The organism is Micromonospora sp. NPDC002717 (assembly GCF_040295705.1).
GTDB lineage: Bacteria > Actinomycetota > Actinomycetes > Mycobacteriales > Micromonosporaceae > Micromonospora.
Genome location: NZ_JBEOVW010000007.1, coordinates 69,614 through 90,669 on the forward strand (window position 1 = coordinate 69,614; position 21,056 = coordinate 90,669).

Consider the following 21,056-nt stretch of genomic DNA (forward strand, 5'->3'; position numbering starts at 1 on the left):
GTGACCATCCCTCCCCGAGGTCGACCGGTCGGCCTCAGGACAGCAACGTGTCCAGGGCCGCCTCGATGGTCTCGGTGTCCGGCGACGCGTACGCCCTCATGGTGGTCTTGTTGTATTGCGAGAGGAAGGTCGGGCACCGGTTCGCCGGGGTGCTCAGGGTGCCGCCGCCGCCGATCTTCTCGGCGGTCTTCGCCGCGTAGAAGGTCAGCTTGTAGCGCGACGAGACGTAGTCGATGGTGAACTGCTTGAGAAGGGTGTCCTTGTATTCGCACTCGCGGGGCGTGCCCTCGCCCCCCACGAACTCCAGGCAGCCGACCACCGACACCGACTCGAAGTCGGTGCTCCCGGCGTAGTACGGCTTGTTCGAGGCGATCGACGTCGACGACCAGAGCGCCGGCTGGTCGGGGGAGTTCGCGAACGTGTACGCCTTCGCGCCCGACGGTCCGTTGTAGGGTGCCGCGTTGAGGATCTGGCTGCCCTCGCAGACGTTGCCCAGGTCGCTGTCGTTGCGGGCGGTCACCGCGTTGTCGCCGGGCTCCTGCGACTCGGACCCCCCAGGGGCGGGGGTGGCGCCCGGCTCGCCGCTGGTTGCCTTCGGGGCGTGATCGTCGTCGTTGTTGACGAGGGTCAACCCGACGCCGGCGAGTACGAGCAGGGCCACCACGGCGGACAGACCGATGACCAGAGCCCTCTTCGACCTCTGCGGCGGCAGGGCCGGGGCCTCGAACCGCGGTGCCTGCCGTGGCTGGCCGTATCCGGGGTGCCTGCCCTGCGGGGCCGGCGGCCCGCTGCGGGGGGTGACGTTCGGATCCGGCTGCCCTCCGTGCGGAGGGGGACTGTCAGTCATGTGATGCCCTTATCGCTGTCGACTCGTGCCCAGGATCATGCAACAGGGTAGTGAGCGCGCACCAAATCTCGGCGGTTGTCAGCGACCGTTCCCCTCCGATTACGTTGACCCGAGCTCCGATTGCCGCCCGCCGCCCACTATGCGGTTCTCCCAGGCCCAGGCGGCGATCTCCACCCGGTTGCGGACGCCGAGCTTGGTCTGGATGCCGGACACGTGGCTCTTGACGGTGCTGAGGGAGATGAACAGCTGGGCGGCGATCTCCTGATTCGTACGGCCCGCGGCGATGGCCCTGACCACCTCGGTCTCCCGTTCGGACAGTGGCCGGAGCGGCTGACGTCCCGACTTCCCGGCGGGTGATGCGGTGACCGCCAGGTGGCGCAGCAGCCGCAGGGTGACCGACGGGGAGATCAGCGCGTCGCCGACGCTGGCGGCCCGAACGGCCTCGACGAGCAGCGCGGGGCCGGCGTCCTTGAGGACGAAACCGACCGCCCCGCCACGCAGCGCACCGTAGACGTACTCGTCGAGGTCGAAGGTGGTGACCACGACCACCCGCAGCGGGTCGACGACGCCGGGACCCGCCAGCGCCCGGGTCACCTCGATGCCGTCGAGGCGGGGCATCCGAATGTCGACGAGGCACACGTCCGGGCGGAGTCGTCGGGCCGCGGCGAGCGCCTCGACACCGTCCGCGGCCTCCGCTACCACGCTGATGTCGGGCTGGTTCTCCAGGATCAGCCGCAGGCCGCTGCGTACCATCGCCTGGTCGTCGGCGAGCAGGACGGTGATGGTCATCGCGGCTCCGAGGTGGGGACGGGCAGGGTGGCGTGTACGCACCAGCCGGAGCCCGCTCGCGGGCCGGCCCGCAGCGTGCCGCCGAGGGCTTCGACGCGTTCGCGCATTCCGACGAGGCCGTACCCGCCGAGGTGGTGGGGTCGGGGTCGGACCGGTTTGCCGTCGTCGGCGACCTCGACGGTGACGGCCGACCGATCCTGGGTGACGGTGACCATGACCGAGTGGGCGTGGGCGGCGTGGCGGGCGATGTTGGTCAGCGATTCCTGGACGATCCGGTAGACGGTGCTGGTCACCTCGGGTGGCCATTCGGGTTCGCCGTCGGGCATCCGCAGTCGCACCGTGGGTCCGTGGCCGCCGAAGCGGTTGACCAACTCGCTGAGCCGCTCGGGTACGACGGCGGCTGGCGGCGCGTCGTCGCTGTCGCGCAGCAGGGTGACGACGCGCCGCATCGCGGCCAACGCGTCGGAGCCGGCCTGCTCGATGCCGGACAGTACGCCGTCCAGCGCCTCCGGGCGCCTGCCGGCGACGAGTTGGGCGGCCTGGGCCTGAAGCACGATGCCGGTGACGTGGTGGGCGACGACGTCGTGCAGCTCCCGGGCCAGATTCATGCGCTCGTCCCGGCGCACCCGCTCGGCGACGGCCCGGCCGCGGGCGTCGAGCAACCGTAGACCCAGCCCGAGCGCGACAGCCGCGAGCCATCCGGCCGCGTTCCACGACGTCACGGCCCGGCTTCCCGCGTCGGCGGGGAAGGCGAGCCGGGTGCCGGCGACCACTGCGAGCCCGGCGGCCGCGACGGCGCCGGCCAACGGCAGGGGGAGCGCCCTGATCGCCGAGCCGACGAGCACGGACAGGACGAGAACCATGGCGGGGCTGGGCTCGGCAGGCAGGTGGGCAAGTCGGGCGACCAGGATGGCGGTCGCCGCGACGGCGAGGCCCGCAACGGCTGCCCCGGCCAGGTGACGCCGGCGGAGCAGGGCAATTCCGTACATCACCGCGCCGGCGGCGCAGTCGAACTGCCAGTAGCCGCCACCCCAGGTCTGCGCGATCGCGACCGCCTGGAGGGCGAGTACGGCGGCGGAGAGGACGCCGAGGCCGACATCGGCCGGCCGGCTCAGCCGATCGTGAAGACCCATTCTGCTCAGACTACGAAATCTCCATCAGCACCGAACCGGTCAAAAGTACGGTCGTCGACAGTGCGGAGTGTGCTTTGGCCCGATGCCGGCGGCGGGCGGTGTCCGCAGGATGAACCCCATGCCACATCACGACTCCCGCCTGACGCTCGAAGCCGAGCGCCCACCGACGCGCCCCGAGGGCCGACAACGTATCGCCGCGCTCGACGTGATTCGCGGCTTCGCGCTGTGTGGCATCCTGCTGGCCAACGTCCAGCCGATAGCCAACGTCGGTCGGGTCGTCGTCGAGTCGAGACCGCCGGCAGGCCTGGACGACGGGCACGCGTGGATGGGCCTCCTTGTCGAGCAGCGCTTCTTTCCGATCTTCGCGTTCCTGTTCGGCATCGGGTTCTCGCTGCTGCTGGCCTCCGCCGAGGGGCGCGTCGCCCGTCCACGGCTGCTCCTGCTACGCCGGCTTCTGCTGTTGCTCGCGATCGGTGTGGCGCATCTGCTGCTGTGGCAGGGCGACATCCTGCACGCCTACGCCATCGTCGGCCTCGTGATCCTGCTCCCCTCGACCTGGCTGCCCCGGTGGACGGTGGCGATCCTCGGCACCCTCCTCATCGTCACCGCGCTGATCATCGGAGACAGTCACTTCGTTCTGATCGCCGGGCTGTTTCTGGTGGGCTCAGCCCTCACCCGGTACGGCGTGATCGGCCGAATGGGGCGGTCTGCGACGGTGCCGGCCGTGCTCGGCCTGGTCTTCGCGGTAGCCGCCGCGCCGTTCCTGTGGTCGCAGGTCAAGTCGCTGAGCAGCGACCAGGACAGCGGCGCCGGCCTCTCGATGTCCCTGGGCGGGTTGTTGCTCGCCGGGGCCTACGTGTGTGCCCTGCTGGTCCTGCTCAGGACGCCGCTCCGCCCGGCCCTGCGGACCGTCTTCGCGCCGTTGGGTCGGATGGCACTGACCAACTACCTGACCGCCACGATCCTGGTGCTGGTGGCCGCGGGGCTCGTCGGCGGCCGGCCGGAGGACTGGCCCGTGACGACGGTCCTCCTGATCGCCGGCCCTGTCCTCGTCGTCCAATGGCTGTGGTCCACCCTCTGGCTGGCCCGATACCGCAACGGCCCGCTCGAGTGGCTCTGGCGGTGGGCCACCTGGGCGCGCCGCCCGCCCCTGCGGGTCGCCGCGCCGTCGGATCGACCAGGCGTCTGACGCGCCGACGCGGGCACCGGGACCACCCCGTGATTCGTGGCGAACCTGACCAAGGGCACCGCATTCCGGGCGTATAGGGTGGACGCCGCCAGTCCCACATCGTTCACGGGCCACACCGTCTCGATTCACGCTGGCGCGCCGGTCCGCCGGCAAATCAGGCCAGCGCTGGCCGAGTCACGAGGCAGCCTACGAACGGGAGATGTCAATGATCTTCATTACCGCCAAGTTCCGGGTACTGCCCGAACACGCCGACCGGTGGCCCGAGATCGCCGACGAGTTCACCCAGGCAACTCGCCGTGAGCCGGGATGCCTGTGGTTCGACTGGTCCCGCAGCGTCGACGACCCGACGGAGTACGTCCTGGTCGAGGCGTTCCGCGACGAGAACGCCGGCGCGGCGCACGTCCAGTCCGAGCACTTCAGGGCGGCGCAGCAGGCCCTGCCGCCACACCTCGCCGAGACGCCCCGCATCGTCAACGTGACGATCCCGCAGGACGACTGGTCCCTGCTCGGCGAGATGGCCGTTCCCGACCGCAGCTGACCGCCAGTCCCGTCACGCCCCGATCGTGTCACCCGCCGCCGGCGGGGCCGGCGGCGACGCTGAGGCCGGACCCGGCACGGCCGGCATGCCGGACATCGACCCCGCCGGGTTCGCCGACGCACTCCCGGGCAGCGGGTAGGGCGCGCCCGGCACGACCCCGCCGGGGTGCCCGGGCCAGAGCGGAGCTGCTTTCGCGATCCGGTCCTGCTGGGCGACGGAGATCCGGCGGATCAGCACGATGAAGGATGCGCCAGCGACCAAACAGGCGACCGTCGGGATAACCCGAGGGCCGAGCGCCTCCTGGTAGTAGCGGACGTACGTGGCGAACTCCGTCTCGCTGCGGGGCCACTCGGTCAGCCGGCCGTACCGCTGCTCGTCGCGGAGACCGAGGATCCGGTCCCCGACGGCGAACACCAACCAGGTCGTCCACCAGACCCCGACCAGCACCGGCGTGTTCCGCCGCCAGAGGCTGTCCCGGGCCACGTTGGCCACTACCCGGGCCGGCACGACGACGTTGGCGAACGGGACCAGCCAACCGGCGATGGCCCAGGCCGGGCTCAGCGTCGGCAGGGCTCCCGGGAATGCCTCCAGGTTCGTCCGCACCCGCCACGTCCAGATGATCACCAGCACCCCGGCGGTCAGGATCGCCAGCAGGTAGAGCAGGGTGAGTAGCCCCTCGGCGACCGCCGCGCCCAGCAGCAGGTCGCGGTCACTCCGCTCGGCGGCCGTGCGGGCGATCCGTACGCCGAGGACGGGGAACAGCCCGCTCGGCAGGTAGAGCAGGCTGGCCGCGCCGACCGCCGTCGCGGCGGCCGTGCCCAGGCCCCGGACGGGGTACGTGGGCACGCCTGGAGTGATTGCCGGCTGACCGAGCGGCGTGCTGCAGCGATGGCACTCGTTGAAAGCCGGGGACGTGGCGTCCCCACAGGTCTGGCATTGCATGGTGACCGTCCAGGAAGGCGGTGAGACGCGACGCGCGCAGACTAGACGATCATGCGGCGGACGGTGACCCCGCATCGCCCCGGGGACAGCCCGGGCGCGTGCCGGGACAAGGGGGCCCGCATCTCGAACTGTGCGGCGATGTCGAGCAGCAACAACTCCGAGCCGGGCGGGCCCGACGAACTGCGCCCGACCGGCAGGCCGTCCGGGCGACCACACCGCGACGCGTTCGACGTCAGTGAATGACGACCAGGTTGGCCATGTCGACTACAGGCCGGTAGCCGAGGGCGGCGTAGATCTTGTTGGAGGTCGGGTTCGCCTGGTCGGTGAACAGGCACACCCGCGCGCCTTCGGCCTGGATCCGCCGGGAAACCTCAGCGACCGCGTTGCTGGCCCAACCGTGCCCGCGCTGGGCCGGCGGCGTGTACACCGGGCCCACGCGCGCGACCCCGAACGACGGTGGGTTGGCGCCGGTGAGGTGCACCCGCTGCCCGGTTTCGTCGACCCAGAACCAAAACTGTCCGCCTTGTAGCCGGCGCAGTATCTCCGCACGGTCGGGCACTTCGTCAGCACTGGCACCGCGCTGGCGGCCGGCCTGTTCGTCGGCGTCGCCCATGAACGCGCCAAACCACTCCGTAACCAGTTCCAGGTCGTCCTCGGTCGCCACCTGCAAGCCGCCGGGCACACGCGCCGGCCACACCAGCTCACCGAGCTCGTGCAGCCGCGTGTGCAGATTGACCTGGACTCGGCCCCCGCCGAGCCGGGCCAGCTCAGCGGCGCACAGCTCAGCGGCAGGAAGGGCACCGTTGACCGCGAGCACCTGCTCCCCGCGCTCGTGCAACGCGTGGGCCAAGGCCACGGCCGCCTCGTCAGGCATCGGCAACAGAAATGGCGGATAGGGTGCGAACGGCGCCGTCCGCATCCCGGCACCGACCACGGCGCCGGACTCGTCCCTGATCACCAGCCACCAATTGCGGTCGGGCTGCCCGATCCCAGCGGCGCGCTGCGACACCAGTCGGTGCGCAACGGTGGTCACGACCGTGCTGACTACCGGGTCGGCGGCCAGGTAGTCGCCGGCCGCGGCAAGAAACTCACCTGGATCGGTGTGGAACTGTAGGTGCGGTCCGGTGATCGGGATTGTGCTCATTTGCGTAAGCTATCCGCCGCCACGCCCCAGCGGCACCTGGATTCCGCGCCGTCGGCTGCGTCCGTAGCCCCTGGGAGATCCTGAGCCACCGGCCGCCGTACGCGGCGCGCCGTCGCTTCACGAAGGGCTTGTCCGTCCACAAAGGGATCCAGGAAGAGAGTCTCCACTCCCTGCCACTCTCAACGTATATCGCACCCGGGGGCTTGTGGCAAGACCCGGGTCGTGCCGCAGAATGGCCGGCCGAGGCCAGTACTTACGGAAATGGGAGATTCGCGGAATGCGTGTGTTGTTGTCGACGTATGGGGACGAGGACTTCGCACAGCGGTTGGCCGACTGGTGCCGGTCGGCCAGTCGGCGCCTGAGCTGACGAGCGGGAGGCCGCCGCCCGCGTGAATCACGCGGGATCGCCGAGCGGGACCCCGGAACATGAAAACCTGCGAACTCTGGCGACCTGGACCGACAACGGCCACGGGATCCGCGTCCGGCGGAGCGTTGCTCGTCACGGCCCCCAGGTTCGGCACGCCGCTTCAGACGCCCTGCCGCGCAATCGTTGCGAGCGGCCTCAGATCGGAGCTATGACGTGAACCCGCTGACCACCAGCGCGTTTGATCTTCCTGACAACCTCTCTGCCAAGGCCGAGCCGAAGCTGATCGCCGCCGACGAGCAGCATTTCGCGGCCATCGCGGAGAGCCTCGAGCAGTCGATTGCGGACCTGTCCGGCCGTCTCGATGCCGCGCGCAAGGCGTCCGGCGGGATGGGCCGGCGGGCGATGGACCGGGACGAGGAGATCCACCGGCTGACCGCTCGCCTACGCGCCCTGCGTCGTTTCGGTCTGGACCTGTGCCTCGGACGCATGGTCGGCGCGGACGACTCCGAGCCCGTGTACGTCGGACGATTCGGCCTCACGGACGGCGCGGGTCGCCGGCTGCTGCTCGACTGGCGTTCCCCGGCGGCGGAGCCGTTCTTCGGGGCGACCCATGCCAACCCGATGGGTCTGGCAAGCCGCCGCAGGTATCGCTGGACCCGTGGCCGGATCAGCGACTACTGGGACGAGGTCTTCACCTCGGACGGGCTGGACGGGCACGCCGCGCTGGACGACCAGTCCGCCTTCATCGCCAGCCTGGGCGGCACCCGGTCGTCCCGGATGCGCGACGTGCTCGGCACCATCCAGGCCGACCAGGACGCCATCATCCGCGCGGGGTCGAGCGGCGCGCTCGTCGTCGACGGTGGTCCGGGCACGGGGAAGACCGTCGTCGCTCTGCACCGCACCGCCTACCTCCTCTACGCCGACCCTCGCCTCGGTCACCGCCGGGGCGGCGTGCTGTTCGTCGGTCCGCACGAGCCCTACCTGGCGTACGTCGCCGACGTCCTTCCCAGCCTCGGTGAGGAGGACGTGCAGACCTGCACCCTGCGGGACCTCGTTCCCGAGGGTGCTGCGGCAACCGCCGAGACCGACCCGGATGTGGCCCGGCTGAAGTCGTCCGCGGAGTTGGTGAAGGCGATCGAGGCGGCCGTCAGGTTCTACGAGGAGCCGCCCGCCAAGGGGATGACGGTCACGACCGACGAGTGCGACATCTGGCTGAGCGCCGAAGACTGGGCCGAGGCGTTCGAGGCGCCGGGGCCCGGTACCCCGCACAACGAGGCACGTGACGAGATCTGGGCGGAGTTGCTCACTGTCCTGATCGACAAGTACGACGGCGACGAGCCGGATGACGTGGTCCGCAGGGCGCTGCTGCGGAACAGGGAGCTGCTCACGACCTTCCACCGCGCCTGGCCGCTGCTCGACCCGGCCGACCTCGTCGCGGACCTGTGGTCGGTCCCCGCCTACCTGCGCAAGTGCGCTCCCTGGCTCGGCCCCGACGACGTACGGAAGCTGCAGCGCGGCGACGCGCGGGCCTGGACGGTGTCCGACCTGCCGCTTCTGGACGCGGCGCGGCAGCGGCTCGGCGACCCGGAGGCGTCCCGACGCCGGCATCGGCGCGACGCCGCCGTCGCCGTCCAGCGCGAGCACATGGCCAGGGTCGTCGACGACCTGATCGCATCCGCCGCGTACGACGACGGCGAAGGCCTGATGACGATGCTGCACCAGCAGGACCTGCGGGACGCCCTGGTCGACGAGACCGGACTGCCCGGCGCTGATCGGGACCCGCTCGCCGGCCCGTTCGCGCACATCGTCGTCGACGAGGCTCAGGAACTGACCGACGCCGAGTGGCAGATGCTGCTGCTGCGCTGCCCGTCGCGCAGCTTCACCATCGTCGGGGACCGCGCCCAGGCCCGGCACGGATTCACCGAGTCCTGGCAGGAACGGCTCCAGCGGGTCGGGCTCGACCGGATCAACGTGGCCTCCCTGACCATCAACTACCGGACGCCGGAAGAGGTCATGGCGGAAGCCGAGCCGGTCATCCGGGCCGCGCTCCCGGACGCCAACGTCCCGACCTCCGTCCGCAGCGGCGGCGTCCCCGTCGTACACGGATCCGCTGCGGATCTGGACTCGGTCCTCGCCACCTGGCTCGCCGCGCACGCCGAGGGGATCGCCTGCGTCATCGGCGATCCCACGTTCCGGGCGACGTCCCGCGTCCGGTCGCTGACCCCTGAGCTGTCGAAGGGGCTCGAGTTCGACCTGGTGGTCCTCGTCGACCCGGAGGCGTTCGGCGAGGGCATCGAAGGAGCGGTCGACCGCTATGTCGCGATGACCCGAGCCACCCAGCAGCTCGTCATCCTCACGAGCACCTGATCTTTTCACCGCATGCTGCCGGGCGAGCGCGGACTGTGCGGATTCTTACCCGAGACGAGTACGTTGTCGGTCGCCCCGATCGCGTAGGACGCCCGAAACTCGTGCCCGTCGCCACCCGCCGGCCGGCTACCATCCCCGGCAATGGCGGAATTCGTGCACATCACCGTGAGGCGGTCGGCTCGACGCATCGAGCGCTCGGGAATCGCCGCACGCAGCCACGGGCGGGCCGGCGGACGGGGTGTGTACTGCATGCCGGTGCTGCCGTCGTACACGCTCACCTACCAGTGGGTTCGTGAGCTGCGGCGGTGGCACTCGGGGGTGCTGGTAGGGGTGCATCTGCGGCTGCCCGACGACGAGCCGGTGACCGTCGGGCACTACGGCGCCCCACCGCGCGAGGCTACCGCCGCCCAGGCGGTCGCGGCGCTGCGCGAACTCGACGATCCGCGCGGCTACGAGGTGTTCGTGCCTCGCGCGATCACGAGCGCCGAGATACGACGGATCCGTGACGTCCCGCAAGGAGTCGGTTGGCGGTACCTGCCGGCAGCTCACGGTCGGCGCCCCTGCCCGTGTCCATCCTGCCTGCCGCGCGGAGGGTACAAGGTGGACAAGCTGCGCCGCCGGTCCCCCTACGACGAGCCACCGAAGCCGAAGGTCGAGCTGATGATGCGGTTGCGGGCGGCAAGCAGCGCCGACGACATCATCGATGTGCTCTGCGAGCTGGGCCGCGGCCGGCGCGGCGGTGCAGAGGAGCTGGCATACCTGGCCGATCATCCCGATCCGGACGTACGCGACACCCTGGAAAGCGTCCTGCGCGTGTACCGCGGCCGCGAAGCGCGGCGGCTACGCGAGCGGTTACAGCTCAGCGATTCAACAGCGTCGGATCCGGACAACTGCTGATCGACACCGTCGACTCGGCCGGCACTGTCGAAGGGTCAGCCGTGCAGCAGCCCGTCGATCGACTGGCGCAGGCGGGGCCATTCGTCGGGAATCGCGTACGTGGCCGCGTTGAGCAGATCGAGCGGTTCGTCCGCGTGCCGGTCCGGCAGGGCGGTTGCGGCGTAGAGCCCGTGGACGGCCGAGCGGGCCTCACCGTCGCCAGTGGCCTGCGAGCGGAACATCCGCGTACGCATCTCCGGGGCGAGTGGCACCCCTCGCTCGATCGAGCCCACCGTCGAGGCCACTGCCTCGGAGTCGCTGAAGGTGAACCGATCGGCGAGTGCTCGCGCGACCAACGTGAGGGCGGCGCGGCGCGTCGGCTCTGGCGCACTCCGCAGCCGGGCGTCCAGGTCGGGGTCCTTGTGCCGGAACCGGCCCGGCGGCCTCGGGTCCCGCGGAATGTCGCCGATCATCACGGCCTGGCCAGGCTCCTCGAAGCCGTCGACCCAGCCGACGTCGAGCCGGACGCCGGTGCGTCGCTCGACGAGCGCCATCGCCTCGGCGTTGACGTCGGCACCCGCCAGGTCGCCGACGTCCCACCGGCGGCGGGCTTCGCGCAGTCCGTCCAGGTCGTTGTCGAGAACATCCGGCTGCTCACCGTGACGCCGACCGGGGTCGTTCTTGTCCACCCACGCCAGGACCTTGCCGTAGACGGCGTAGCTGATGCCGCCGTTGCCGTTGATCGTCCAGTCGATGTTGTGCACGCGGACGCCGTCGCTGAGCCAGCGCAGCACCTCCCGCCGGGCGCCCTCGAAGCCGTTGGGCTGGAGCATCACCACGGCCGGGCCGACCTGGGTCAGGTACGCCACCTTCGACTCGTCGGGCATCCCGGGCCGGAAGTCGTTGACGTGCGGGAAGCGGATCTCGGTCAGGTCGACTCGCCGGCCGCGCAGCCGTCGCAGGACGACGTCCTCCGTGACCGGCTCGCTCGCCGGCTGGATCACCGTCCAGCTCAACCCTTCGGCGTACCAGGAGCGCTCGTCGAGGAACTGACGGTAGTACGCGACCACGTCGTCGGACACGCCGGGCAGGCTAACGCGCGGTGGCGCCAAGGCTGACCGGTGGGCGGTCGGGTCGGGTCGGACCTGCGGTCCGCCCGATGCCGTCGTTTGCCGCGAGGCGGTTGCACGCCGGTCGTCCTGGCGGGTGGCAGGATCTCCCCACATGGAAGGTGTTCTGCTCCGTCGAGCTGCCCAACTCCTCGGCAGCGCCCGCCGTGTCGTCGTCCTCACCGGCGCGGGCATCTCCGCCGAGAGCGGTGTGCCCACCTTTCGGGACGGCCTCACCGGCCTGTGGGCGCGCTTCGACGCTCAGCGGCTCGCTACCGCCGAGGCGTTCCACGCCGATCCGGACCTGGTCTGGGGCTGGTACGAGTGGCGGCGCGCGCGGGTGTCCCGAGCCGAGCCCAACCCCGGTCATCTGGCGATCGCCACCATCCAGACCCGGGTCCTCGGCAGCACCGTCATCACCCAGAATGTCGATGACCTGCACGAACGGGCCGGGACCCGGGCGCCGATCCATCTGCACGGCAGCCTGTTCGCACCCCGCTGCGTCGCGGCGGCAGCCCACCCGGCGTCCTTCGAGGGCACATCGGACGGTGAGCCCGCGCAGCCGGACGAAGGTCGCCGGATTCCGCCGCCGCGGTGCGCGTCCTGCGCAGCGCTCGTCCGCCCGGGAGTGGTGTGGTTCGGTGAGCCACTGCCCGAGGCGGCGTTGACCGCGGCGGTCGAAGCGGCCGTTGCCTGCGACGTGCTGCTGACGGTCGGCACCTCCGGTGTCGTGCACCCGGCCGCCGAGATTCCCCGGGTCGCGGCGCGCTCAGGCGCTGCCGTGATCCAGGTCAACCCGCAGCCGACCCCACTCGACCGGGTCTGCGCCATCAACCTGCGCGGCACCGCGGCACACGTCCTCCCGGCCCTGGTCGTGGCCGCGTGGGCGGAAACCGACGAGGAATAGCGGCGGCGGGTCGGCTCACCCGCCGCGGCCACAAGCACCGGTGTGACACCTCGCGACCGCCGTGTCTCGCACACTTCCACTGGCCGGCGGCGGTGTGCGGGTCCGGCCGCCGCAGGCCGTCGGTCCAGGCGTCAGTGTCGGAGGGCCGTCGCGACGGGCCTCGTCGGGCATCGTGCCGGCTCCCCGAACGGGCCGGCGGTCGCGGTGTAAGGCCCGACGCGCCCAGACGTCCGAGGACAGCGGCACGACCTCTACTGCCGGCAAACTCGTGACCAACGAAACGAAGCCGTCCAGCAACTCCTCACGTCCGCCTAGCTCACGCCCGCCGGGCTGATCGGACGGCGGTCGTCACAGTCGGAATACGCGTACGACGAGTGGGGTGTCGATCAGGGTGTGCGGCGCGATGGCGTGATAGGCCCACAGGTGCACCCAGGCGTTGCCGGTCTGCACGGTGAGGAACGCCTTGAACATCCCGGGCAGCGTGTACACGAGCAGCACCAGGCCGATCGAGGCGGCGGTGTCCTCGGCGGACCCGTAGCTGGTCCAGGCATCACCGAGGTGCAGGGCGGCGTAGGTGAGGCCGCCGAGCGCCACCGCGCCGACCCGTCCGGTGAGCCGGGCGAGTCTGGGCACGACCAGCGCCTGCACGAAGACGAGTGTCGGAAGGCCGGTGCCCAGCAGGTAGAGGACGAAGGTCAACGGCACGCCCGACGCTGCCTGTCCCGCCGTCAGTGTGAGGATGGCCGAGCTGAGGCCGAGCAGTTGGGTGACCGACTCGATTGCCAGGACGACACCGATGACGGTCAGGTCGCGGCGGCGGTTCGCGCTTCGCAGACACAGCGCGGTCGTGTCGTATCGGCGACGGAACCACAGGTACGGCAGTGCGGCGTAGACGGTGGCGTTGTACGCGGCCCAGCCGAGCACTTCGGCCGGGCCGAGATGGTCCTCGCCGCCGATGAGCGTGCCGGCGAGGTGAAAGCTGATGGGGTGCCACCCCAGCGCGTGGCCGAGTGCCGCGCCGAGCAGTTGGGCCATCAGCCCGTACGCCATCAGCCCGAGAAGCTCACGGCGCGCGGTCGGTGTCGTGGGCGCGCGGGCGGCCACGTCGACGGCGGCACGCCGGGTGAGCAGCCAGACGATTGCCGCGAGCACCACGACCTCCACGGCCGCACTGACACCGATCTGGCCGAGCGCGTTCTGGTACGACTGTGTCACTTTGGCAAGTTAACACGACTGTGTTAAAAAGAGCCATGCCGAAGATTGTCGACGTCGAGGCCCGCCGTGCCGAGCTGGCCGAGGCGGTCTGGCGGGTCGTCCGACGCGCCGGCCTGGCGCACGCATCGGTCCGCAACGTCGCGCGGGAGGCCGGTCTGTCGGCCGGATCATTGCGCCACTCGTTCCCGTCGCAGACGGCGTTGACGGTCTTCGCCATGCGGCTCGTCGCGGAACGGATCCAGGCTCGGATCGAGGCGATCGACGTGACCGGTGACCAGCTCCGGGTCGTGGAACGCTCGATCGCCGAGATGTTGCCGCTGGATGCCGACCGACTGGCCGAGTGTCAGGTGTGGCTCGCGTTCTCCGCGCAGGCGCTGGTGGATCCGGCGCTGCGGCCCCTCAGCGTCGAGATGCACCGCCTGCTCCGCCAGGCCTTTACCAATCTCGTCACACGGATCGCGGGACCGGACGTCGACCGTTCCTTGGAAGCGCGACGGCTGTACGCGCTCGTCGACGGGCTCATCCTGCACACGGTGCTGCACGGCGAAAGTCCTCGACGCGCCCGGGCGGTCGTCAAGGCGCATCTCGCCACACTCGCAGCCACGTCGACCACGCCATCGGGCGCCACCGCCTGACCGGTGAACATCCCAGGAGAGGAAGAGCCCATGACCACCGAACAGCCCGCCGATGTTGTCGAGCACCGGCGTGACCCGAAACGTTCCTTGAGCATCCGCGCCACCGTGCCGGTGGCTCGGTTGGCCGAGGCCCAGGGCGAGCAGCTCGGGTCGCTGATCAGCCACCTCCGCGCTTCCGGCTTCGCACCGGCCGGCGCGCCCTTCGTCCGCTACCACACGTTCGGCGACGACGAGACCGACCTGGAGACCGGCATTCCGGTCGGTGACGATGCCGACGGCACGGATCGCATCGCCGTCACCGAGCTGCCCGGCGGCACCGCCGTCAGCACGTGGCACCTCGGTGCGCACGACCGACTCGCCGAGGCGTACGCGCGGCTGGAAGCGTGGCTCGGCGAGCACCAGCGCACGCCGGCCGGTCCGGCATGGGAGGTCTACACGTGGATCGACCCGACCGAACCGCTGGACCCGTCCGCCTGGCCGAGCCCGACCGAGTGGAGTACCGAGATCGTGCAGCCGGTCCGGCCCGCGTGACCGGCGGCCTGATCTCTGCACCACGCGGGACCGCGACCAAGCGGGGTTGCGGCCACGGGAGCGGTGTGCGACTTGCTCGTGGTGGGCGCGTCGCATGGATAGGGGAGGCCACCGTCGGTTAGCGGGTTCTCCTGGATCGCCGCGTTGAGGAGCGGCATGTCCGTAGGCCGAAGCCTGCCCGACCGCCTTGATCGGGCTGGCCTCGGCTGACAATTCGGCTTGCTTCGATCAGCCGCCGCCGCCCTCGGCGGCGAGACCCGGCCACTCAGCCGCTGATGCTCTGCTGTGACCTAGGTCACCGTTTCGCCTCCCGTTCGGGCTGCGCCTGACCCTCCACATCGCCCTCGGACTGGCCGGACCTGCGACTCCCGCAGGTCCGGCTTGCTCGTCCCGCCCGGCCCTGGCCCCAGCACCCTGCCGCCGGGCCGCTGTCGTGTCGGTCACTACTGTTAGCGTGCCCTGCGTTGTCAATCGTGGCCGATTCCTCACGAAATCTGGCTAATTTGCCACTGCGGAGGGTATTCCTGATGGGCTGGCTACCGGTGGGAGACTCGTACGAGATCTCTCTCGTGGACGGAAAGGTGACGGCGCGGGCCACAGGCCCGCGAGCCACCGGCCGTCCACTGAAGACTCTGCCGAAAATGCTGCGGGACACCCCCGAGGTGGACCGGTTGCGCCAGCTCGCCCAGTGGCTGGACCGGCACACCGCGGAATGCCTGACCCGGGTCGACGCCTGGGTGGTGTCCTCGCTGCCGGTGCCGACCGGGCTGCTGGCCCGGGTCTGGCCGGACCCGGCCTGGCAGGACGCGCTGCGCGACCTCGTGGTGCTCGGGGACGACCCGGCCGAGCCGGGCTTCCTGCGGGACGTCACCGACACCGGTGACCTGCGCGTGGTCAACCTCGACGGGGAGACCGTCCGGCTCTCGCCGGCCAGCGCCACGCTGCCGCACCCGGTGCGCCTGCCCGACCTGGCAGACCTGCGGGAGTTCGCCGACGAACTGGACGTCACCCAGCGGGTCGAGCAACTGCACCGGGGCACCTGGGGCAAGCCCGCCGACCTGAAGGACCGGGACACCACGATCACCGACTTCCGCGGCACCACGGTCCCCAACCGGCTGGCCGTCCGGGCCGCCACGCTCGGCTTCCGGGTCTCCGGCTCGCAGGTCAAGTGCCGGGTCTGGGAGGCCGGACGCACTGTCGAGGCTGTCATGTGGTTCGACGAGGACTACTGGGACTCCGAGGCGACTCTGGGCAACCTCTCCTGGTCGGTCGTGGACGGACCGACGCTGCGGTTGACCGAGGTCGGGCCGGTGGCCTGGTCGGAAGGAATGCGGATGGCGACGGCCCTGTCCGGCGCCGTGACCGGAACGGGGAAGAAGGCGTGACCGGGATGACGACCATGTCGGGCGAGGAATCGGCCGAGAGCCTGCTCACCGCCGGCGCGGTGCTGCCGATCGACACCGCCGGGACCGGCGACCGGGCGGTGCCCCTCACCGCCCGCACCTACCGGCACCCGGCCCTCGACGACCGGCCGGTGGTCCGCCTGGTCGACGCCGCCCTCGGCGAGGGCGAGGACATCGCTGTCGGGTTCCTCGGCCTGACACCGGGTGCCGAGCCGGCTGTCGTCGGGCTGGGCCCGCGCCGCCCGTTGGCCTTCCCGGAGTGGGTGCTGGTGCACCACGCGGCGGACGGCCGGCACGCGTTGGCGGTGGTGCCGGAGTTGCAGAAGCTGGCCAAGCAGGTACGGTCGCGGCCGAAGGCCGCCCTGGACGGGCACCAGAGCGTCGCCGACCGGTTCGCCCGTACGCTGCCGCACTTCCTGCCGACGTTCTTCGAGCAGGCGGCGCGGGTGTTCCTGGCCGCAGGGCAGGACACCTACGCGACGCAGCTGTTCAACAAGGCGCGCAAGGCAGAGGCGCAGCACGGCCTGCCGGTCGACCTGAACCGACTGGACGAGGTCTACCTGGAGTTCGCGTCGGCCAAGGTGGTGTCCGCGACCGCGTTGGCCGGTTACGCGAAGGAGTTGTCCGCCCAGTTGCCGGCCGACGAGGCGCTGGACCGGTTCTGCGGGCTGGCGTTGCGGGCCGCGGCTGCCGGCGTGGTTCCCTCCGCACAGTCGGCAATTGCGGTGAACCGGCTGGTCCGGGCCGCCACCAAAGCCGCTGGCAAGGCCAGCGCCGCCGTCGCCGACCGTGAGGCGGCCTACCTGACCGAGCTGCTCCGGCTGCCGGTGGCCGCCGAGGCGCCGGCCGGCTGGTGGAAGGCGCACCTGCCGGCGGTGAAGGCGCTGGCCGGCCGCGACCCGGCGATCCGCGGCAGCCTGCTCGACCTGATGCCCGCCGACCGGGACAACCTGGTCACGTGGCTGGTCCTGCTGACCGACACCGGTGCGCTCGCCGGACTGTTTGAACCGGACGTGCCGGACACGGCCCGGCCGCAGGACGGCTCCGTCGGCTGGCTGCGCCGCTTCGTGAGCCGGGCCGAATCCGGCTACCACCGCCGACGGGTGCCGGAGCTGTACCCGCTCGTCGAGCGGATGGCCGACCGGTTGCGCGCCGAACTGGCCGACAGCGGCGAGATCCTCGCCGCCGACGGCGACCTGGACCTGCTCGACCTGCTGCTCGCCCTCGACCTCCCGGTGGCCCCGCCGAAGGAACGCGAGGCCTTGGACCTGGCGCAATGGGTGAGGGTTGGGGGAGAGCGGGATCTGCTCGCCGTGGCAGGCGACGACCGGTTCACCCGGGCCCTGCGCCGGGGCCTCGACCAGGTCGACGACCAGCAGGCCGCCCTGCGCCGGCTGGCCGGGACGCCGGGCATCCGGCCGTCGTTGACCGACTGGCTGCGGGCCCGGATCCGCGACCGGTTCGCGACCGGACTGCCGTACCTGCCGAAGTCGGTGGACTGGTTGGGCAGGCTCCCGGTCGAGGCGCTGCGCCTGGTGTCCGACGACCTCGACCGGTCCGGTGACCCCGGTCAGGGCGGCGGCCTCAGGCAGGCCCTCGACGTCGACCTCGCCGAACACGTCGCCCGCAGCCTGCGCGGCGGGATCATCGACGAGCTGGGCTGGCCGGACTGGGAGCTGGCCTGGCAGGAGGTGACCGGTGGAGACCGCCAGGTCGAGGTGACCCGGCAGGAAGCCTGGCCGTACGTGATCCTGGGCGGGCCGACGACGGTGCGCGTGCTCGGCGCCGAGGGCATCGTGCTCCGCCACGACCTGCGCATCCCGGCCGGCGACATGTGGGGCCAGCCCGGCTACCACTACGTCGACGGCCAGTTGCTGGTCTACTGGCGTTCCGAGGCGCTCGGCTACGATCTGCGCGGCTACTGGCACTCGTCGCCCGGCGAGCCACAGCCCATCCACGGCCGTCGCCACGGCAGCCAGCCGCGCGGGAACGAGATCACCCTGCCGCTGGCCGGCGGCGGGCGGACCACCGGCCGCGGCGTGCTGCACGCCGGTGACACCGTTGTCCCGGCGGAGCTGCCGGTCATCACCGACGGCACCTCCCACTGGGTCTACCGCCGCAGCGACGATGACGACACCTACGGCTGGCGCGAGTACGACCCGGCCGGTAATGCCCACGGCCGGCGCAGCCTGCCCCGGTTCCTGGCCGACCTCCCGGTCGACGGAAGCCACCTCCAGGAGTCGGCGAGCTGGCTGCGGCCAGCCCTGTCCGACCGGGCCACCCCGGCCGCCGCTCCGGTGGACGGTCTGCTCGGCTGGCGGGTGGTCACCCTGCCGGACGGCTCGGTACGCGGCGAGGACCTGGCCGGTCGTACCGTCACCGTGGCCTCGGGACAGGTGCCGGTCGCGGCGCTGGTGCTGCCCGGCGACGACCGGCCGCGGGCCGTCCTCGAGGGTTTCGTCCTGGTCGACCCGGACGGGGTGGTGTCGGCCGCCGGCAGCGGGGGCTACAACCCTGACGCGCTCCCGCTGCCGGAACAGAATTTCCTCGGCAACATGCTGCCCCGGGACCCGGCCAGCTCCACCGCCCTGCGCCTGGTGGACCGGGACACCGCCGCCGTGCTGCTCAAGGTCGCCCTCGACGAACGCCGCGCCGCCCTGGCCGAGGAGGCCGCGCGGGCCGCAGCCCGGGCGGCGACCGGCCCCCGGTTGACCGCTGCCACGCAGGCCATCACCGGCCTTCCCGTCGCCGTCCCGGCGTCCATGGTCGGCACACCGGCCGGCACCTCCAGCACCGGACCGTCCACCGCCGACGCGGAGGACAAGGACGCGCTGGTCGAGCTGGTTCGATCGACGTTGCCGGCGGTCAGTCACGACGCGGTGCTGGCCGGGGTGGCCGGGATGCTGCGGCTGGCCGCCCGGGTGCGCACCGACCTGGACGCGGTGACCGAGCGGCTCACCAGGTCGTTGTCGGCGCCGGCGGCGGTGGCGCCGGTGGCCACCGCGGCCGGACCCACCGACGAGCAGCTCAACATGGCGCTGGACGGTCTGCGTGGCTCAACCTACGGTGGGGCCCGCTCGACCCACGCCTTCACCCAGCTCCAGGCGTTCGCCGCCCAGCGGTCCGGCACCACCGGGAGCGAACCCGCCGTACGGCTGCACCTCGACGGACCGTCGCTGCCGGCCGCTCTGGACTGGTGGTCCCTGCTCGGCGGTGTCGCAGCCGTCGCCTACCGGGCCGTCGCCGCGGTCACCCCGGACGAACACCGGGAGACGCTGCGCGCCCTGCTCACGGAGCTGGACCGGCTCGACCTGAGCACGGTGGCCGAGCCGACCCGGTGGCGCCGGTTCAGGCTGCACCTGTTGGACGACGACCTGAACAATCCGGACGGCACGCGCCGTTCCCCCCGGCCGGGCATCCTGCCGCTGCCCGACGGGGCGTTCATCGCCGTCCTCAACTACCACGGCACGACCACCGGCTACCGCCTCGACGCGCTGTACCACGACCCGGCCGGCGTGTTCGCCGTGCCCGAGCCGTACACCGTGATGTTCTCGGCGCCGGTCGGTGACGAACGGCCGGCCGGCTGGCTGGCCGGTTTCCTCACCGAGTGGGCCGCGCGCGGCCCGCTGCCCTGGCGGCCGGAAGCGGCCGAGCGGTTCGCCGAGCTGACGGGTGTCACCCCCACCGCCGCGAAGCTGGTGCTGGCCGGCCTGCCGTACGTGGACTCGTCGAACACCGTGCCGACCGAGCTGCGCAAGGCGCTCGGGGTCAAGCAGGTCGGTGAGGTCAAGCTGGCTTTCGGGGTGCTGGACGAGGCCAGCCCGGAGGTCCGGCGGGCCGTGGTCTCGGCGCTGCTGCCGGACGACCCGGCTCGGCTGTGGGCCGACGGCCCGGACGTGGCTGCCGCCGCGGCGGTCTGGAACGCCGCCGTGGGGCGCCGGGTGGTGGTGCCCGAACAGTTGCTCGCCGAAGCGGTGCGCGCGATCCGACACGGCTGGGGACCCGCGAAGGCGTTGCCGGCGCTGGTCGACCCGGCCCGTTCGGTCGAGCTGAGCACCGACCTGGCCTTCCAGATCAAGGGCGACCGGGCCCGGCAGGTCGACGGCCGGGCCGCGGGCTTCACCGGTGAGGTGCTGCGCTCCACGATCGCCCTGGCAGCCTGGGTCGCCCACCACACGCCGGCCGGCGACCCGTGCCGGGCCGCGCTGCCGGCCGCGCTGGCCACGATCCGGGACCGGCTGGCCAACCCCGACCTGCTGCTCGACCTCGACCAGTACGTCTCCCTGCCCGACTTCCAACAGGTGGCGGGCACCCCGTCCGAGACCGGTCCTGGCTGGGAACGGTACGGCGCCATCGTCCTGTCCACCTACGACAGCCAACCGTCGCCCGCGTTGCGGCCGGACCTGCTCGACGCCGACGGGACGGACCCGTACCTGCCGGCGCTGCGGCGGGACGCGGCCAAGCCGTACCCGATGGAGGTGGCGCTGCGTCTGGTCCGTGACCCGCGGTTCGCGGCGCTGCTCGGCGGTCCGGGGGAGCCGGACGGCGGCGCGCCGGCGGCGGACGGGGCCTGGTGGCCGCAGGATCCGACCCGGTCGGTGCCCGAACTGGTCGCCGAGGCGGCCGGGGAACACGGCCTGGGCGCCGACGCGGCGGCGGTGTACCTGATGCTGCTGGCCATGCCGGACCCGACCGACCGCAACACGGCGAAGTGGACCGGCTGGAAGCCGGCCCGGCTGAAGGCGGCCCGCGCCGAACTGGCCGGCACCGACCTGGTCATCGAGGCCAGCCGGTCCCGGGCCGGCCGGTCGCTGTTCCTGCCCGGGCCGTGGCTGGAGCGCGGCAGCGGGCAGGCACCGATCGAGGGCTGGAAGGTCGCCCTGTTCGACCTCGCGCCCGACGGTACGGCCGGCCTCGGCGTGACCGTGCCGTTCGAACCGGCCGCCGACCTCTACCGGCGGGCCTGGCAACGCCTCCGCGACGGCGACCGGCCCCGGTTCGACAACCTGCCCACCCGCGGCACCCGCCGCTGACCCGACCCGGAGGGCGGTGGTGTCCGCGACG

At 71.7% G+C, this 21,056-nt stretch carries 16 protein-coding genes and 1 pseudogene; 9 read left to right on the forward strand and 8 right to left on the reverse strand.

The window, feature by feature from the left end:
• Nucleotides 1-34: 34 nt before the first annotated feature.
• The 3 genes from ABT006_RS12815 to ABT006_RS12825 form a co-directional block, all read right to left on the reverse strand.
• Nucleotides 35-847 carry a hypothetical protein gene (locus ABT006_RS12815; protein WP_350705822.1) on the reverse strand — a complete coding sequence of 271 codons (813 nt, stop codon included), beginning with the start codon at nucleotides 845-847 and terminating at the stop codon, nucleotides 35-37.
• Between the two features lie 99 nt (nucleotides 848-946).
• Entirely contained in the window at nucleotides 947-1,636 is a 690-nt protein-coding gene (locus tag ABT006_RS12820; protein ID WP_350705824.1) for a response regulator, read from the reverse strand.
• On the reverse strand, nucleotides 1,633-2,769 hold the full coding sequence (locus ABT006_RS12825; protein ID WP_350705826.1) for a sensor histidine kinase: 1,137 nt from the start codon (nucleotides 2,767-2,769) through the stop codon (nucleotides 1,633-1,635). Before ABT006_RS12825 ends, ABT006_RS12820 begins: the two co-directional genes overlap by 4 nt.
• Nucleotides 2,770-2,887: 118 nt before the next feature.
• Here ABT006_RS12825 and ABT006_RS12830 point away from each other — a divergent pair, with 118 nt between their 5' ends.
• Nucleotides 2,888-3,958: a DUF418 domain-containing protein gene (locus ABT006_RS12830; RefSeq protein ID WP_350705828.1), complete on the forward strand. Its 1,071-nt coding sequence runs from the start codon at nucleotides 2,888-2,890 to the stop codon at nucleotides 3,956-3,958.
• A gap of 205 nt (nucleotides 3,959-4,163) precedes the next feature.
• Nucleotides 4,164-4,496 carry a putative quinol monooxygenase gene (locus ABT006_RS12835; protein WP_350705830.1) on the forward strand — a complete coding sequence of 111 codons (333 nt, stop codon included), beginning with the start codon at nucleotides 4,164-4,166 and terminating at the stop codon, nucleotides 4,494-4,496.
• A gap of 12 nt (nucleotides 4,497-4,508) precedes the next feature.
• Here ABT006_RS12835 and ABT006_RS12840 read toward each other — a convergent pair whose 3' ends face one another.
• The 3 genes and pseudogenes from ABT006_RS12840 to ABT006_RS12850 form a co-directional block, all read right to left on the reverse strand.
• A complete protein-coding gene (locus tag ABT006_RS12840; protein ID WP_350705832.1) occupies nucleotides 4,509-5,342 on the reverse strand; it encodes a DUF4328 domain-containing protein in 834 nt (277 codons plus the stop codon).
• Nucleotides 5,343-5,487: 145 nt separating this feature from the next.
• Nucleotides 5,488-5,647, reverse strand: a pseudogene (locus tag ABT006_RS12845) (amidase); the annotation flags it as partial.
• Between the two features lie 23 nt (nucleotides 5,648-5,670).
• A complete protein-coding gene (locus ABT006_RS12850) occupies nucleotides 5,671-6,582 on the reverse strand; it encodes a GNAT family N-acetyltransferase (protein ID WP_350705834.1) in 912 nt (303 codons plus the stop codon).
• 589 nt (nucleotides 6,583-7,171) lie between these two features.
• Here ABT006_RS12850 and helR point away from each other — a divergent pair.
• Together helR and ABT006_RS12860 are read left to right on the forward strand one after the other, a co-directional pair.
• Nucleotides 7,172-9,316, forward strand: coding sequence for an RNA polymerase recycling motor ATPase HelR (gene helR, locus ABT006_RS12855; RefSeq protein WP_350706177.1), 2,145 nt, complete (start codon nucleotides 7,172-7,174; stop codon nucleotides 9,314-9,316).
• Between the two features lie 249 nt (nucleotides 9,317-9,565).
• Nucleotides 9,566-10,213, forward strand: coding sequence for a hypothetical protein (locus ABT006_RS12860; protein ID WP_350705836.1), 648 nt, complete (start codon nucleotides 9,566-9,568; stop codon nucleotides 10,211-10,213).
• Between the two features lie 35 nt (nucleotides 10,214-10,248).
• On the opposite strand, the gene ABT006_RS12865 is transcribed toward ABT006_RS12860, so the two are convergent.
• Nucleotides 10,249-11,274 carry a DUF6461 domain-containing protein gene (locus ABT006_RS12865; protein WP_350705838.1) on the reverse strand — a complete coding sequence of 342 codons (1,026 nt, stop codon included), beginning with the start codon at nucleotides 11,272-11,274 and terminating at the stop codon, nucleotides 10,249-10,251.
• Between the two features lie 142 nt (nucleotides 11,275-11,416).
• On the opposite strand from ABT006_RS12865, the gene ABT006_RS12870 reads away from it, so the two are divergent.
• Complete coding sequence (locus ABT006_RS12870; RefSeq protein ID WP_350705840.1) at nucleotides 11,417-12,208, forward strand: SIR2 family NAD-dependent protein deacylase; 792 nt, start codon at nucleotides 11,417-11,419, stop codon at nucleotides 12,206-12,208.
• Nucleotides 12,209-12,556: 348 nt separating this feature from the next.
• On the opposite strand, the gene ABT006_RS12875 is transcribed toward ABT006_RS12870, so the two are convergent.
• On the reverse strand, nucleotides 12,557-13,423 hold the full coding sequence (locus tag ABT006_RS12875; RefSeq protein WP_350705842.1) for a hypothetical protein: 867 nt from the start codon (nucleotides 13,421-13,423) through the stop codon (nucleotides 12,557-12,559).
• Nucleotides 13,424-13,458: 35 nt separating this feature from the next.
• Between ABT006_RS12875 and ABT006_RS12880 the strand changes: the two genes are divergently transcribed.
• The 4 genes from ABT006_RS12880 to ABT006_RS12895 all read left to right on the forward strand — a co-directional run bounded on the left by ABT006_RS12880 (nucleotide 13,459) and on the right by ABT006_RS12895 (nucleotide 21,025).
• Nucleotides 13,459-14,058 carry a TetR/AcrR family transcriptional regulator gene (locus ABT006_RS12880; RefSeq protein ID WP_350705843.1) on the forward strand — a complete coding sequence of 200 codons (600 nt, stop codon included), beginning with the start codon at nucleotides 13,459-13,461 and terminating at the stop codon, nucleotides 14,056-14,058.
• A 30-nt stretch (nucleotides 14,059-14,088) separates the two neighbouring features.
• The gene (locus tag ABT006_RS12885) at nucleotides 14,089-14,589 is read left to right on the forward strand and encodes a GyrI-like domain-containing protein (protein ID WP_350705845.1); all 501 of its coding nucleotides are present in this window, start codon (nucleotides 14,089-14,091) and stop codon (nucleotides 14,587-14,589) included.
• Between the two features lie 527 nt (nucleotides 14,590-15,116).
• Nucleotides 15,117-15,974: a DUF4132 domain-containing protein gene (locus ABT006_RS12890; RefSeq protein ID WP_350705847.1), complete on the forward strand. Its 858-nt coding sequence runs from the start codon at nucleotides 15,117-15,119 to the stop codon at nucleotides 15,972-15,974.
• 5 nt (nucleotides 15,975-15,979) lie between these two features.
• The gene (locus ABT006_RS12895; protein ID WP_350705848.1) at nucleotides 15,980-21,025 is read left to right on the forward strand and encodes a hypothetical protein; all 5,046 of its coding nucleotides are present in this window, start codon (nucleotides 15,980-15,982) and stop codon (nucleotides 21,023-21,025) included.
• Nucleotides 21,026-21,056: the final 31 nt, after the last annotated feature.